The 12,867-nt window shown below is 73.8% G+C and carries 11 protein-coding genes; 4 read left to right on the top strand and 7 right to left on the bottom strand.

The window, feature by feature from the left end:
* Positions 1 to 24: 24 nt before the first annotated feature.
* A complete protein-coding gene (locus AB0368_RS35050) occupies positions 25 to 1,335 on the top strand; it encodes a TIGR04013 family B12-binding domain/radical SAM domain-containing protein (RefSeq protein WP_366158334.1) in 1,311 nt (436 codons plus the stop codon).
* Between the two features lie 8 nt (positions 1,336 to 1,343).
* On the opposite strand, the gene AB0368_RS35045 is transcribed toward AB0368_RS35050, so the two are convergent.
* Both AB0368_RS35045 and AB0368_RS35040 read right to left on the bottom strand, forming a co-directional pair.
* The gene (locus tag AB0368_RS35045; RefSeq protein ID WP_366158333.1) at positions 1,344 to 1,616 is read right to left on the bottom strand and encodes a hypothetical protein; all 273 of its coding nucleotides are present in this window, start codon (positions 1,614 to 1,616) and stop codon (positions 1,344 to 1,346) included.
* A complete protein-coding gene (locus AB0368_RS35040) occupies positions 1,613 to 1,849 on the bottom strand; it encodes a hypothetical protein (RefSeq protein ID WP_366158332.1) in 237 nt (78 codons plus the stop codon). Before AB0368_RS35040 ends, AB0368_RS35045 begins: the two co-directional genes overlap by 4 nt.
* Before the next feature lie 140 nt (positions 1,850 to 1,989).
* Between AB0368_RS35040 and AB0368_RS35035 the strand changes: the two genes are divergently transcribed.
* Positions 1,990 to 2,727 carry an XRE family transcriptional regulator gene (locus tag AB0368_RS35035; RefSeq protein WP_366158398.1) on the top strand — a complete coding sequence of 246 codons (738 nt, stop codon included), beginning with the start codon at positions 1,990 to 1,992 and terminating at the stop codon, positions 2,725 to 2,727.
* A gap of 45 nt (positions 2,728 to 2,772) precedes the next feature.
* Here AB0368_RS35035 and AB0368_RS35030 read toward each other — a convergent pair whose 3' ends face one another.
* On the bottom strand, positions 2,773 to 3,897 hold the full coding sequence (locus tag AB0368_RS35030; RefSeq protein ID WP_366158331.1) for a pyridoxal-phosphate dependent enzyme: 1,125 nt from the start codon (positions 3,895 to 3,897) through the stop codon (positions 2,773 to 2,775).
* A 202-nt stretch (positions 3,898 to 4,099) separates the two neighbouring features.
* Here AB0368_RS35030 and AB0368_RS35025 point away from each other — a divergent pair, with 202 nt between their 5' ends.
* Positions 4,100 to 4,573, top strand: a complete 474-nt coding sequence (locus AB0368_RS35025) for an Hsp20/alpha crystallin family protein (RefSeq protein ID WP_366158330.1) — start codon at positions 4,100 to 4,102, stop codon at positions 4,571 to 4,573.
* Positions 4,574 to 4,630: 57 nt separating this feature from the next.
* Here AB0368_RS35025 and AB0368_RS35020 read toward each other — a convergent pair whose 3' ends face one another.
* Positions 4,631 to 7,540 (bottom strand): AAA family ATPase, encoded by a 2,910-nt coding sequence (locus AB0368_RS35020; RefSeq protein WP_366158329.1) that lies wholly within the window; start codon positions 7,538 to 7,540, stop codon positions 4,631 to 4,633.
* Positions 7,541 to 7,675: 135 nt separating this feature from the next.
* On the opposite strand from AB0368_RS35020, the gene AB0368_RS35015 reads away from it, so the two are divergent.
* A complete protein-coding gene (locus tag AB0368_RS35015; RefSeq protein ID WP_366158328.1) occupies positions 7,676 to 8,236 on the top strand; it encodes a TIGR03086 family metal-binding protein in 561 nt (186 codons plus the stop codon).
* 213 nt (positions 8,237 to 8,449) lie between these two features.
* Here AB0368_RS35015 and AB0368_RS35010 read toward each other — a convergent pair whose 3' ends face one another.
* The 3 genes from AB0368_RS35010 to AB0368_RS35000 all read right to left on the bottom strand — a co-directional run bounded on the left by AB0368_RS35010 (position 8,450) and on the right by AB0368_RS35000 (position 12,854).
* Entirely contained in the window at positions 8,450 to 9,394 is a 945-nt protein-coding gene (locus AB0368_RS35010) for a DUF5995 family protein (RefSeq protein WP_366158327.1), read from the bottom strand.
* Positions 9,395 to 9,593: 199 nt separating this feature from the next.
* Positions 9,594 to 11,459 (bottom strand): propionyl-CoA synthetase, encoded by a 1,866-nt coding sequence (locus AB0368_RS35005; RefSeq protein ID WP_366158326.1) that lies wholly within the window; start codon positions 11,457 to 11,459, stop codon positions 9,594 to 9,596.
* Between the two features lie 3 nt (positions 11,460 to 11,462).
* Positions 11,463 to 12,854 carry an AMP-binding protein gene (locus tag AB0368_RS35000; RefSeq protein ID WP_366158325.1) on the bottom strand — a complete coding sequence of 464 codons (1,392 nt, stop codon included), beginning with the start codon at positions 12,852 to 12,854 and terminating at the stop codon, positions 11,463 to 11,465.
* Positions 12,855 to 12,867 lie beyond the last annotated feature (13 nt).

The raw sequence follows: 12,867 nt of genomic DNA, 5'->3' as shown, positions 1-12,867 counted from the left end.
ACGCACTGCTGGCAGGATGCATGCATGGATCTGGTGCTTGTCCTGCGCTACCGCAAGGCGGTCACGTACGGCTTTCACGTCCTGCTCGGCGCGCTCGAAGGGCACGAGACCACCACCCGGTACGAGGTCCGCTTCGGCGAGACGCCCGAGGCCACCGCCGCGCACATCCGGGACGCGACCGCCTCGGCGAAGCGCGTACTCGTCCTGTGGTCGTTCTACTCCCCCGACGCCGCCGCCCTCGCCGAGGAACTGGCCGCGATCCGGGCCCTGGCCGACGGCCCGCAGGTCACCCACGTCGCCGGCGGCGTACACGCGACCGCCGAGCCGGTGCAGACGCTGGACGCGGGCTGGGACGTCGCCGCGATCGGGGAAGGCGAGACCACCCTGCTCGCGCTGGTCGACGCCGCGGGCGACCCGGCCGGGATCCACGGGCTGGCCTACCGGGACGCGGCGGGCGAGCTGGTGCGAACCGGCAAGGCCCGGCAGCGGCCGCTCGACGACTTCCCCGGCTTCTCCCTGAGATGGGACAAGTTCAACGCCCTCGAGATCACGCGAGGCTGCGTCTACGCCTGCCGGTTCTGCCAGACACCCTTCATGTTCTCGGCACGGTTCCGCCACCGCAGCCTCGGCAACGTCCGCTGGCACGTCGACCGCATGCGCGAGCGCGGGCTGCGGGACGTCCGCTTCATCACCCCGACCGCGCTGTCGTACGGCACCCGGTCCGAGGAGCCGAACCTGGCTGCGATCGAGGAGCTCCTCGCGTCGTGCCGGGAGGGCATCGGCCCGCACGGGCGGGTCTTCTTCGGCTCGTTCCCCAGCGAGATCCGCCCCGAGCACGTCAGCCGGGAGGCATTGCGGCTGGTCAAGCGGTACTGCGCGAACACGAACATCATCGTCGGCGCGCAGTCGGGCTCGGACCGGGTCCTCGACGCGGCCAAGCGCGGGCACGGGACCGAGGAGGTCCGGCGGGCGGTCCGCCTCGGCGTGGAGGAGGGCTTCCGGATCAACGTGGACATGATCTTCGGCATGCCGGGCGAGGGCCCGGACGACGTCGACGCCTCCCTGACACTGGCCCGCGACCTCGCCGACCTGGGCGCCCGGATCCACGCCCACACCTTCATGCCGCTACCAGGCACCCCGTGGCGCGACGCCCCGCCCGGCGACGTCGACCCGGCGACGATCACCGAGGTCGATCGGCTGTCGCAGCGCGGCGCCCTCTACGGGCACTGGCAGAAGCAGCGCGTCCATGCGGCCCGCCTCGCCGCGGCCGCGGAGGCGTACCCGCGTCCCGGGCGCAGCCGGACGATCCTGCCGACGCTACCGCTCGGCGAGTAGCGGCCCGGTCAGCGCCGCCGATTGCGGCGGGTGCGGTGCTCGGCTCCCGGGGTGAGCAGCGCCCGGTCCACCCTGGGCAGCGGCACGGTCGGCTGAGCATGCCAGCTCCCGGAGTTGCGGCGCACGTCGTCCTGGCGGGCCGCGTCCAGCAGAAGCTTGCGGGCGGTCTCCCGCTCCTCTTGCTGCCACAGCCTGGCGGTGGCCAGCACCTCCGCCCGGCTCCTGCGCGCCCGCCAGGTGCGCACCCAGGGCAGCCGGTCAGGCCACCCCCAGCCGGTCACGACTCGCTCCCGGACCAGACGATCACCAGCTTGCGGATCTGGGTTACCCGGGTGACCACCTCGGCCACCGCGTCGAATGTCGTGCGCTCGAAGCGAGAGCCTTCCGTCAGGCTCACCGTCCAGCCACGGGCGTGGCGGTGCGCTACCGCCAAGGGACGGTCGGCCAAGGGGCGGGGCTGGCTGGCGTCACGGAAGGAAGCGGTCACGTCCGCGCGGGGGCCGGGCAGGCTCATGCCCTCGAGAATCGCCCTGCTGGGAGCGGCAGCGCGACGGCGGCAGGGGCGTCGAACCGGCGATATCGGGGGCGTCATTTCGGCGGCATTGGACTACCCTGGCGACCGTGACCACGAACGCCACCCTCCGCGCCGTCCGTATGGGAATGCTGCTGAGCCAGGACGACTTCGCCCGCGCCCTGCGCGCGGCCGGGGATCGTGCCGGGGTGCCCAACGACGCCAGCAAGCGTCTCGTGCAGCGCTGGGAGGCGGGCCAGACTGTTGCCCCCCGGCCGGTCTACGCCCGCGCTCTGGAAGCGGTCACCGGGCTGCCGATCGCCTCCCTCGGGTTCAGCGTGCCCGTGCCGCCGGTCCGCATGTCCGGTGACGGACACGGAGGTCACGACCTGGAGGCCGTAGCACCGACCGCCCCCGCACCCGCCCATGCCGCATCGCCCGCTACGGGGAACTACTCCGGGGTGTGGCTCAGCCGGTACGACTTCTACTCCTCCAGCCGGGAGAGCACGCACACCGGGGAGCACTACGTGGTGGTCTTGCAGCACGGCGACCGCCTGACCGTACGCAGCCTGCCCGGCTCCGCCAAGTCATCGCTGACCATGGACCTGACCGTGGACGGGCCGGTCGTCACAGGCACCTGGGTGGAGCAGACCGAGGCCGACGGCTACTACCGGGGCGCCCGCTACCACGGGGCCATCCAGATGCTGGCCGAGCCCACCGGACGCCGGATACGCGGCAAGTGGGTGGGATTCGGCAAGGACATGGACGTCAACTCCGGCCCCTGGGAGCTGGTCTTCCAGGACGCGTCCACAAACCAGGCCACGCTGGCCGCCTACAACCGGCCGGCCGCCAGCCCACCGTCCGAAGAGGACGCCTTGTAAGCACCGCAGCGATCTGCATCGAGCAGCCGGACGATCCTGGCGACGCTACCGCTCGGCGAGTAGCCTGCCCACGGCGTCGGCTGCCTTCAGCGCCGAGCCGGTGAGCACCAGCACCGCGGTCTCGCCGGGACGCAGGGCACCACGGAGCAGGAATTCGCGGGCGGCCGGGACGACGATGGCGCTGGTCGGCTCCGCGTAGAGGCCGCGGGCGGCCAGCTCGAACGTCGCCGGGCCGATGTCCGCCTCGGCCACCGCCGTCGCATCGCCGCCGGAGAGCCGGATCGCCGCCAGCACCTCGCGGTCCCGCACCGGCCGGGCTATCGCCGTACCCTCGGCGACCGTCGGCACCCACTCCCCCGGCGCGACCGTTTCCGCTCCGGCCGCGAACGCCGCGACCAGCGGGCTGCAGTTGCGCGGCTGGGCCACCAGCAGCCGCGGGCGGCGGCGGATCGCCCCTGAGGCGAGCAGCTCACCGAAGCCGAGGTGCAGGCCCAGGACCAGGCTGCCGGCCCCGCACGGCAGGACGACCGCGTCCGGCGCCACGAACCCCAGATCCTCCCAGATTTCGTACGCGAGCAGCTTGGTGCCCTGCAGGAAGAACGGGTGCCAGTTGTGGCTGGCGTAGAACGTCGAGGCGGAGCGCCGTACGGCCGCGTCGGCGGTGTCCTGCCGGCTGCCCGGCACCAGCTCGACGGCGGCGCCGTGCATCCGGCTCTGCTGGATCTTGGCCGCGGACGTGGATTGCGGTGCCAGGATCGTGGCCCGGATGCCGGCGGCTGCCGCGTACGCGGCGACCGAGGAGCCGCCGTTGCCGCTGCTGTCCTCGAGGATCTCACCGACGCCCTGCCCGCACAGTGTGGAGACCATGACGGTGGTGCCGCGGTCCTTGAAGCTGCCGGTCGGGTTTCCCCACTCCGGTTTCACCAGCAGCGCCACCCCGTCGAGGTCGAGCGGCAACAACGGCGTCAACCCCTCCCCGAGGGTCACCGGCCGCGCGGCCGGCGCCGGCAGGGCCGCCGCATAACGCCACTGCGACCGTACGGTGGTGTCGACGTCGTCGCGTGTGATGCCGGGCAGCGGCTCGACGAGCAGCGGCGAGCCGTCGTCGCCGCACCACCGCGGCACCTGCAGCGGGTAGGAGCGGCCGGCGCGGTCGACGAGAGCGGTCATCGCCCGATCCTCGCAGAAAATCTTCGGCCGACCTCTTGGCACTCTCCGGCGGACAGTGCTAGAAAATGAATTGTCGCTGCAGCTCACCGCGGTGATGAACTCACCTCGGGCGTGCTGCACGAGTCTCGGCAGAGATGATCTGAACGCCGAGCGCCACACGCCCCGCCGGAACGGCCGGCGGGCCGCACGAGGAGGTGGATCCGTGGTGCTGACCTTCGATCCTTTCCGTGAGTTCGACCGCCTGGCCGGCCAGGCCTTGGGCCCGACCTCGGGCTCCGCCGGCGCGGCGAACATGGCGATGCCGATGGACCTCTACCGCTCCGGTGACCACTTCGTCCTGCACTGCGACCTCGCCGGCGTCGACCCCGGCTCGGTCCAGGTCGACGTCGACAACCACGTCCTGACCATCCGCGCCGAGCGTTCGCCCCGGACCGACTCCGACGTCCAGTGGCTGCGCCGCGAACGTGTGAACGGCACCTTCGAACGCCGCCTGACCCTCGGCGACGGCCTCGACGTCGAGCACATCACGGCGACCTGGCAGGACGGTGTGCTGACGCTGACCATCCCGGTCGCCGAGGCCGCCAAGCCGCGACGGATCGAGATCGCGCGGGGCGAGGACTCCCCGGTCCTGAGCAAGGAGTCGCAGGTTCTGGAGGGCACGTCCCGCCCGTCGTGACCATCCGCCCATCCCCGGGGCGGGCGGTGCGCCTGCCCCGGAACACTTTGCGCGGCGTCAGTCCCCGGGTCCGGGCAGCAGGCCGGCCTCGCGGGCGCGCAGCACGGTCGCCAGCCGGTCCGTCGTACCCAGCTTCCGGTACAGCCGGGCGAGGTGCTTGTGGACCGTGCCGGTACTGATGCCCAGCCGGCGGCCGATCGCGGCCGCCGTGAGCGACTCGGCGAGCAGCCGCAGGACGCCGAGCTCCCGAGGGGTGAGCCGCGGGCCGGAGGCCGCTTCCGTCAAGGCGATGCCCGTCAGCGTCTCGAGCCAGCGCGGAGAGGCGTCGCAGGCCGCGAAGGCGCGCCGGGCGGCGGCAGTCTCCCGCCCGGCGGCTGCCGCGGAGCCGAGGTCGCGATATGCCGCACCTCCGTACAGGTAGGCCTGGGCGGCGCCGATCCGGTCGCCGGCCCGCTCGAACGACTCGGCCGCCCGCTTGGCGTGGGCGGCAGCGGACGCGGGGTCGGTGCGCAGCGTGGCATGAACCTGCGCCAGGGAGATGAAGCCCGCCCGCCGCGACAGCGCATCGACCACCGGGAGGCGGGCGGCCCGGGCCGCCCATCCGGCCGCACCGCGGTCGTCGCCGGCAGCGGCAGCCGCCGCGGCCAGCCACTGGTACCAGCGCGCCTGCCACACCGGCCGCACCGACACCTGACCCGCGGCGTGGCCGCCGCGCACCATCAACTCGAGGCCCGCCCCGGGATCGCCGGCGGCACAGCGGGCGAATCCGAGGTAGACCTCCGCCGATCCCGCCTGCCAGTCCGGGCTGTCACCCGGCACCGCCAGCGCCACCGCCTGCTCGGCGAGGGCGACGGCCTCGGCCGGCTCGCCGCGCCAGACGCTGACCCAGGACCGGTAGCCGAGCACCCGCGCATGCGTCTGGGGCGTACCCGTCAGCACGGCAGACTCCATCGCGTCGTCGAGGTGCACGAGGGCCTGGGCCAGCCGGCCGGTCATGCTGGTGAGCACGCCCAGCAGCATCTGGAGCGCACCGATCAGGTGGCTCTGCCCGCTGCACCGCGCGATCCGCAGCGCCCGGTGCAGGTGCCGGTGGGCGGCGGCGAAGCGTTCCCTGTACAGCTCACCCCAGCTCAGGAACGTCACCGTGTCGAGGCGTCCGGCGAGTTCGCGGTCGGGCATGGCGTCCACGAGCTCGACGGCCTCGTCGAGCCAGGCCGTCGCGTGCGGATGGGTGACATCGAAGGAGTGGTGGGCCACCACGCCGACGCTGAGGGCGAAGGCGAGCAGGGCGCGGTCACCCGTACGGCGGGCGGTGCGGATCGCCTCCTCCACGCCGGCGGCGCCGGAGCGGCCGTACATCACGCTGGTCAGCGTCAGCCCGACGCGCAGCACGCCGGCCGCAAGCCCGTCCTGGTCCGGCAGACCGGCCAGCTCCTGCGCCAGCACGGCACGGGCCTCCGCGTGGTCGCCCATCAAATTCTGCAGGACGGCCAGGAAGCTCACCGCCGTGAGCCGCTCCTCGGCGCCGACCGGCAGCAGCCGCAGGATCTCGCCCAGGATGTCCCGGCTCTCGGTGAGCCTGCCGGTGACGCCCAGCGCCCGCCCCCGCAGGTTGAGCAGCTGCAACCGCAGGGCGACGGTGTCCGGATCCGGCGGCAGCAGCCGTAGCGCAGAACCCAGCCAATGCGCCGCGACGGCGGGTGTGGCGGGCATCGCGTCCACCGCCGCGGCGCGAAGCACCTCCGCCGCCGTCAGGTCACCGACCGCGGCCGACGCCTCGATGTGCGGAGCCCGTACGTCCACCGGCGCCCGCCGCCGGTCCAGCTCCGCCGCCGCCCGGCCATGCGCCCCTAGCCGCCACCCCGCCCCGGCGTGGTGGTACGCGGCACTGCGCAGCAACGGATGGCGGAAACGAAACCCGCCCGGCGCCGCACCGGGCCGTACGAGGTCACGCCGCGCCAGCTCGTCCAGCGCGGCCAGCACGTCCGCCTCGGCCCGTTCGGCGACCGCCGCCAGCAGGCCCGGATCGAACTCGTCACCGGCGACCGCCGCGGCGTGCAGCACCCTCCGGCACAGCGGCTCGAGCGTCGCGAACTCCCCGGCCAGCGCGGCGCGCACCGACCCCCAGGGGTGCGCGCCGGTCGGTGGCCGGTCGGCCTCCCGTCCGCGGGCCAGCACCTCGAGGTAGAACGGATTGCCGCCACTGTCGCGGTACAGCTGCTCGAGCCGCGCCGCCCCGAGACCCGGCGGCAGCAGGTCGCCGGCCTCGGCGGCATTCAGGGGCCCCACCTCCACGGTCGTCGCCAGCCCCCGCTGCACCGCCCCGGCGAGCGCCTGCTCCAGTCGGGCCGGCGCCTGCCGCGGCCTGTACGCCACCGCCAGCACGACCGGGGCGCGAGGCGGATGCCGCATCAGGTGATCGAGCAGCTCCAGGGAACCGTCGTCGCCCCAGTGCAGGTCGTCGAGGGCGAGCACCAGCCCGTTCGGCGCGGCGAGGGTCTCCAGCAGGGCCCGGACCGCCCGGTGCAGCCGATACCGCTCGCCGGCCAGCAGGTCCGGCTCGCCTCCCGGGCCGTCCGCCGCGAGCGCGGGATAGACGCTGGGCAACAACCGCAGGTCCGTGGCGTCCAGGCGGGTCCGGCCCGGTCCGCGCCACCCCCGCAGGTGGTCCTCCATGGCGTTACGGAGCACGCCGAACGGCACTTCCCGCTCGAACTCGGCGGCCCGGCCGGCCAGCACCAGCCGCCCGTCGCGGCGCGCCTCGGTCAGGAGTTCCGCCAGCAGCCGCGTCTTGCCGATGCCCGGATCGCCGGCGAGGGCGACGACGGCCGGTGCGTCACCTGGCCGGCCCAGGACGGCTCGCAGCGCGCCCAGCTCCGCCGCCCGGCCGATCAGCGGGGCAGGTGCGGTGGCGGCCCGCTGATCCTCGTGGTCGACAACCCGCTGCTCCGTCACCCCGGCACGCACGCTCCACACCCCCCGCATCGCCAGATCGACGCGAGCGAATCGTACCGAGGCGTGACCACCGTACGGGCCCGGCGGCCTGCCGGTTTCTGTCAGGGGCGGCTGATACGTTCCGGGCAACCGAGGCGAGGAGAGACCGTGCAGCAGAAAACCGAGGCGCAGCTGGCCGACGCCGCCGGCGAGATGGGCCGGCTGCTCGCCGGCATCCGGCCGGAGCAGTGGTCCGCCCCGACGCCGTGCTCCGGCTGGGACGTCCAGGCGCTGGTCGAACACGTGGTCCAGGGCAGCGCCCGCTTCGCCGTCGCGCTCGGCGGCGACCCGCAGGCCACGACGACCGAGCCCACGGCCGCCGGCTTCGAGCGCAATGCGGCGGTCCTGCTCGCCGCCGCCGGGCAGCCCGGCGTACTGGACCGGATCGTCGACGTGCCCTTCGGCCGCGTGCCGGGCGCCGTCGCCTTGCACCTGCAACTCACCGAGCTGCTCGTGCACGGCTGGGATGTCGCCGTCGCCACGGGCGAGCGACCCCGTTTCTCCGACAAGCTGGCCGCCCAGGAGCTGGAGTTCACGCTCCGGACGCTGCCCGCGGTGCCGCCGGACCGCAATCCGTTCGCACCGTCGCAACCGGTCGCGGACAACGCGCCCGCACTGAACCGGCTCGTCGCCACCTTGGGCCGCTCCGTCGACGCCGTGACCGGCTGAACAGCTCGCCCCGAGACCGCCACCGGCCCAGGGGAAGGCGGCCCGAACCCCCGGGCGGCCTGAAAGGGGTTCCGAACCCCGGGCGGCCTGAAAGGGGGCCGGAACCCGGGACTCGGAGTCCGGTCCACCGCGATCCCGCGGACGTGCGCGGCCGGCCCCGACCGGCTCGGGTCGATCGGCGGGCCGGCTCGGGTCGATCGGCGGGCCGGCTTCTCAGATCAGCGGCCGTTGCCGGTGCAGGAGCCGCTCGATGCCGGCGCGCGCGGCGTCGCGGCCGGCGCGCAGTGCCGCGCCCACGCGGTTCACCACGCCGTCGCTGGTGATCAGGAGCTCGCCCACGTACGCCGATGCCCGGTCCATCACCAGCTGGGCCCGCGCGAGGTCCTCCTCGTCGTCGCGCAGCTCCCAGAGCCGCCGGGCCTGGTCCCAGGCGTGTGCCCGGGTCGCCGCGACGAGGACCCGCTGGCTCCAGTCGTCGAGGTCGCCGACCAGGCCGTCGATGCGCAGCTGCCAGCGGGTCGAGTAGCGGCGGCGCAGGCGCGGGATCTCCTGGTAGAAGATCTTGTTGACCAGCAGGTAGTCGGGGTGGATCACGTCGTCGCGGGGTGCGCCGACCTGCTCCCAGGTGGAGGTCAGGGCCAGCGCGAGGTCGTGGTTGATGTGGGCGTTGACGCCGAGCATCGCCGCGGCCAGCTTGCTGACCTTGCGGTCCTGGGCGCGGCGGAAGAGGATCTCCCACGCGTCCGGGGTCCTCAGGTCCTCCTCGCCCCACAGGCGCAGGGCCTCGAAGTAGCGCTTGGCGAACTCGACGTCCAGCAGCTCCAGGAAGTCGCGGTCCGTGACGTCGTTGCCCCTGATGGCCTGCCGGACCCGGTCGGTGATCGTGAAGTACAGCGAGTTGAACGACGCGACCCGGTTGGCGGCAGGCGGCGGCAGCTCGTTCATGATCGTCTGGGTCCGGGTCAGCATCTTGAGCACGTCGCCGATGGTGTCCGGGCAGTCCGAACACAGCTCGGCCATCTGGCGGGACGCGGGCGCCCACCCTCGTCCTCCGGGCACCAGGCCCGGTTCATCCGGTGCTATTCGCAGGCGTTCGGCGCGAAGCAGGTCGGCGCTGCTCTGCACCCCGCCCCGGTCGAAGGCGACAGTCGTCGTCATCGTTGGCCCCCCAGCCGCCGAAGCTACTCCATCGGTCGTCCACAGTGCTGAAGGACGCCCTGGTTGACCAGCCTCCCGGCGGCTACCCGACAGTAAGACCGCGGCTGGTCGTGCGACAGCAGACTACTGATCCCCGGGCTCCCGCGTTGTCCCCGCCGACCGGTTCCGGACCGTACATCCGGATCCGGGATGTTTGGCCTCAGCCGAGGAGGATCGGGCGCAGCCGGTCGAGCACGGCCGGGTCGTCGATGGTCGAGGGCACCGGCTCGGGGCGGCCGTCGGCGATGCCGCGCATGGTGCGGCGCAGGATCTTGCCGGAGCGGGTCTTGGGCAGGCCGGCCACGACGTCCACCCGGCGAAGCGCGGCGACCGGGCCGATCCGCTCGCGGACCAGGGCGACCAGCTCGGCGGGATCGACGTCGGCGCCGGCCTTGAGCACCACGAAGCCGCGGGGCACCTGACCCTTGAGCGGGTCGTGTACGCCGATCACCGCGCACTCGGCGACGGCCGGGTGGGCGGCGAGGACCTCCTCCATCGCCCCGGTGGACAGGCGGTGGCCGGCCACGTTGATGACGTCGTCGGTGCGGCCCATGACGTACAGGTAGCCGTCGGTGTCGAAGCGCCCGCCGTCGCCGGTGAGGTAGGTGCCCGGGAACGCCGACAGGTAGGAGGCGATGTAGCGCTCGTCGTCGCCCCAGAGCGTGGGCAGGCAGCCCGGCGGCAGCGGCAGGCCGATGACGATCGAGCCCTCCTCACCCGGTGGCACGTCGTCGCCCGCGGCGTCGACGACACGGACCCGGAATCCCGGTACGGGCAGCGACGGCGAGCCCGGCTTCGTGGGCAGCCGCTCCAGGCCCCGCGGGGAGGCGGCGATGGGCCAGCCGGTCTCGGTCTGCCACCAGTTGTCGATCACCGGTACGCCGAGCAGCTCCCCGGCCCACGAGTAGGTCTCCGGGTCGAGCCGTTCCCCGGCGAGGAACAGGTGCCGGAGCCTCGACAGGTCGTGACCGGCGGTCAGCTTGCCGTCCGGGTCCTCCTTCTTCACCGCCCGGATCGCGGTCGGCGCGGTGAACATCGTGGTGACCCCGTGCTGCGCGGCGACGCGCCAGAACGCGCCGGCGTCCGGGGTTCCGACCGGTTTGCCCTCGTAGAGGACGGTGGTGGCGCCGGTGAGCAGCGGCGCGTACACGATGTAGGAGTGCCCGACCACCCAGCCGACGTCCGACGCGGCCCAGAACACGTCGCCCGGGCCGGTGTCGAAGATCGCCCGCATCGACCAGTGCAGGGCGACCGCGTGGCCGCCGTTGTCGCGGACCACGCCCTTCGGGCGCCCGGTCGTGCCCGAGGTGTAGAGGATGTAGAGCGGGTCGGTCGCGGCGACCGCAATACATTCCGCGGGTACGGCACCCGCGACCGCCTCGTCCCACGTCAGGTCGGTCTCACGGATCAGCTCGGCGGGCCCTTGCGGCCGCTGCAGGACGACCACGTGCGCCGGGGCGTGCCCGGCCTCGGCCAGCGCCGCGTCGAGCATCGGCTGGTACGCCACCACACGGCCCGCCTCCACCCCGCATGACGTGGCGACGATGACCTTCGGACGCGCGTCGTCGATGCGAGCGGCGAGCTCACGCGCCCCGAACCCGCCGAAGACGACCGAGTGCACGGCCCCGAGCCGGGCGCAGGCCAGCATCGCCACGACGGTCTGCGGGACCATCGCCATGTACAGCACGACCCGGTCACCCGCGCCCACCCCGAGACGGCGCAGCGCCCCGGCGAACAGGGCGACCTCGTCGCGCAGCTCGCGGTAGGTGTACGTGCGCAGCACCCCGGTGACCGGGCTGTCGTGGATCAGCGCCGGCTGGTCACCGCGCCCCGCGTCGACGTGCCGGTCGAGGGCGTTGTGGCAGGTGTTGAGCCGGGCGCCCGGGAACCAGCGGTACAGCGGCGCGGCGCTGCGGTCGAGGACCTCGCCCGGCGGCGTCTCCCAGTCGATCGCGGTGGCGGCGTCGCGCCAGAAGCCGTCGGGGTCGGCCATGCTGCGGTCGTACGCCTGCCGGTAAGCGCCCATGCGTCATCGTAGGCGCGTCTTCTGCACCTTGCCCATGGCGTTGCGGGGCAGATCCGCGACGATGTGGACCACGCGGGGACGCTTGTGCGCGGCCAGCTTGCCCGCGACGAACGCGACGAGGTCCTCGGCGGCGGGCCGGCCGTCCGCGACCACATAGGCCGTCACCTGCTCACCGAGGTCTGGGTGCGGCGTGCCGACCACGGCGGCCTCGCGCACGGCCGGATGCAACAGCAACGCGTCCTCCACCTCCCCCGCCCCGACGCGGTAACCGCCGGTCTTGATGAGGTCGGTGGACGCCCGGCCGACGATGCGGTGCCAGCCGTCGGGGCCGATGGTGGCGACGTCGCCGGTGGCGTACCAGCCGCCGGACAGCGGCGCGGCGGCGCTGCCGTCGGGCTGCAGGTAGCCGTCGAAGAGGGTGGCGCCCCGGACCTGCAGGTTGCCGATGGTGGTGCCGTCGGCGGGCAGCGGCTCCCCCGCGTCGTCCGCCAGCCGGGTCCGCACGCCCGCCACGGGGACGCCGACGTGGCCGGGACGCCGGTCACCGTCCGCGCGGGTGCTGACCGTGATCAGGGTTTCCGTCATGCCGTACCGTTCGACCGGAGCCTGGCCGGTCAGGGTGACGAGATCGTCGAAGACCGGGACCGGCAGCGGCGCACTGCCGGAGACCAGCAGCCGCGCGTCCCGCAACGCCCGGGCGGCCACCGGGGCGGCACACATCCGGGACCAGACGGTCGGAACTCCGAAGTAGAGGGTGCCGCGGGCTGCCGCGTACGCCTCGGGGGTGGGCCGTCCGGTGTGGACCAGCGGCGACCCGGTCCGCAGCGCGCCGAGGACGCCGAGCACGAGCCCGTGAACGTGGTAGAGCGGCAGTCCGTGCACGAGCGTGTCGCCGGCCGTCCACTGCCACGCCTCGGCGAGCGCGTCGAGGTCGGCCGCGATCGCCGCCCGCGACAGCACGACACCCTTCGGCGGCCCGGTCGTCCCGCTGGTGTAGAGCACGAGGGCCGGCTTGTCCGCGGCGGGCTCGGCCGGCACCGTACCGTGTCCCGGCCGCGTGACCGGCACGACCGGCAGGCCGCTTTCGCCCGCGGCGGCGGGGTCGTCGGAGAGCATCACGGCCGCGCCCGAGTCACGCAGCACGTGCGCCCGTTCGAGCTCGCCGGCGTCCGGGGGCACCGGCACGACGGGCACCCCGGCCAGCAGGCCGGCGGTCACGGCGACGATCGCCGGCAGCCCGGGCACCGCGTGCACGGCAGCCATCGGTACGCCGTGCAGCTCCCCGGCGAGAGCGGCCGCCCGCCCGAGCAGCTCATGCCGCGACAGCGCCACCCCGGGGGCGGTGACGGCACGGGCGTGATCCGCGGGATCGTGCAGGGCTCCCAGTAAGCGCATGCGCACGATGATC

It is taken from the genome of Actinoplanes sp. NPDC051475 (genome assembly GCF_040689425.1).
Taxonomy (GTDB): Bacteria; Actinomycetota; Actinomycetes; order Mycobacteriales; family Micromonosporaceae; genus Actinoplanes.
Note: the sequence above shows the minus strand (reverse complement) of the source record. Positions and strands in the feature narration are given on the sequence as shown.

What these genes read in the sequence shown, in the direction of transcription:
- AB0368_RS35035 (WP_366158398.1), top strand. Translation starts at nt 1,990, where the DNA reads ATGGGAATGCTGCTGAGCCAGGACGACTTCGCCCGCGCCCTGCGCGCG.
- AB0368_RS35040 (WP_366158332.1), bottom strand. Translation starts at nt 1,849, where the DNA reads ATGAGCCTGCCCGGCCCCCGCGCGGACGTGACCGCTTCCTTCCGTGAC.
- AB0368_RS35010 (WP_366158327.1), bottom strand. Translation starts at nt 9,394, where the DNA reads ATGACGACGACTGTCGCCTTCGACCGGGGCGGGGTGCAGAGCAGCGCC.
- AB0368_RS35000 (WP_366158325.1), bottom strand. Translation starts at nt 12,854, where the DNA reads ATGCGCTTACTGGGAGCCCTGCACGATCCCGCGGATCACGCCCGTGCC.
- AB0368_RS35050 (WP_366158334.1), top strand. Translation starts at nt 25, where the DNA reads ATGGATCTGGTGCTTGTCCTGCGCTACCGCAAGGCGGTCACGTACGGC.
- AB0368_RS35005 (WP_366158326.1), bottom strand. Translation starts at nt 11,459, where the DNA reads ATGGGCGCTTACCGGCAGGCGTACGACCGCAGCATGGCCGACCCCGAC.
- AB0368_RS35030 (WP_366158331.1), bottom strand. Translation starts at nt 3,897, where the DNA reads ATGACCGCTCTCGTCGACCGCGCCGGCCGCTCCTACCCGCTGCAGGTG.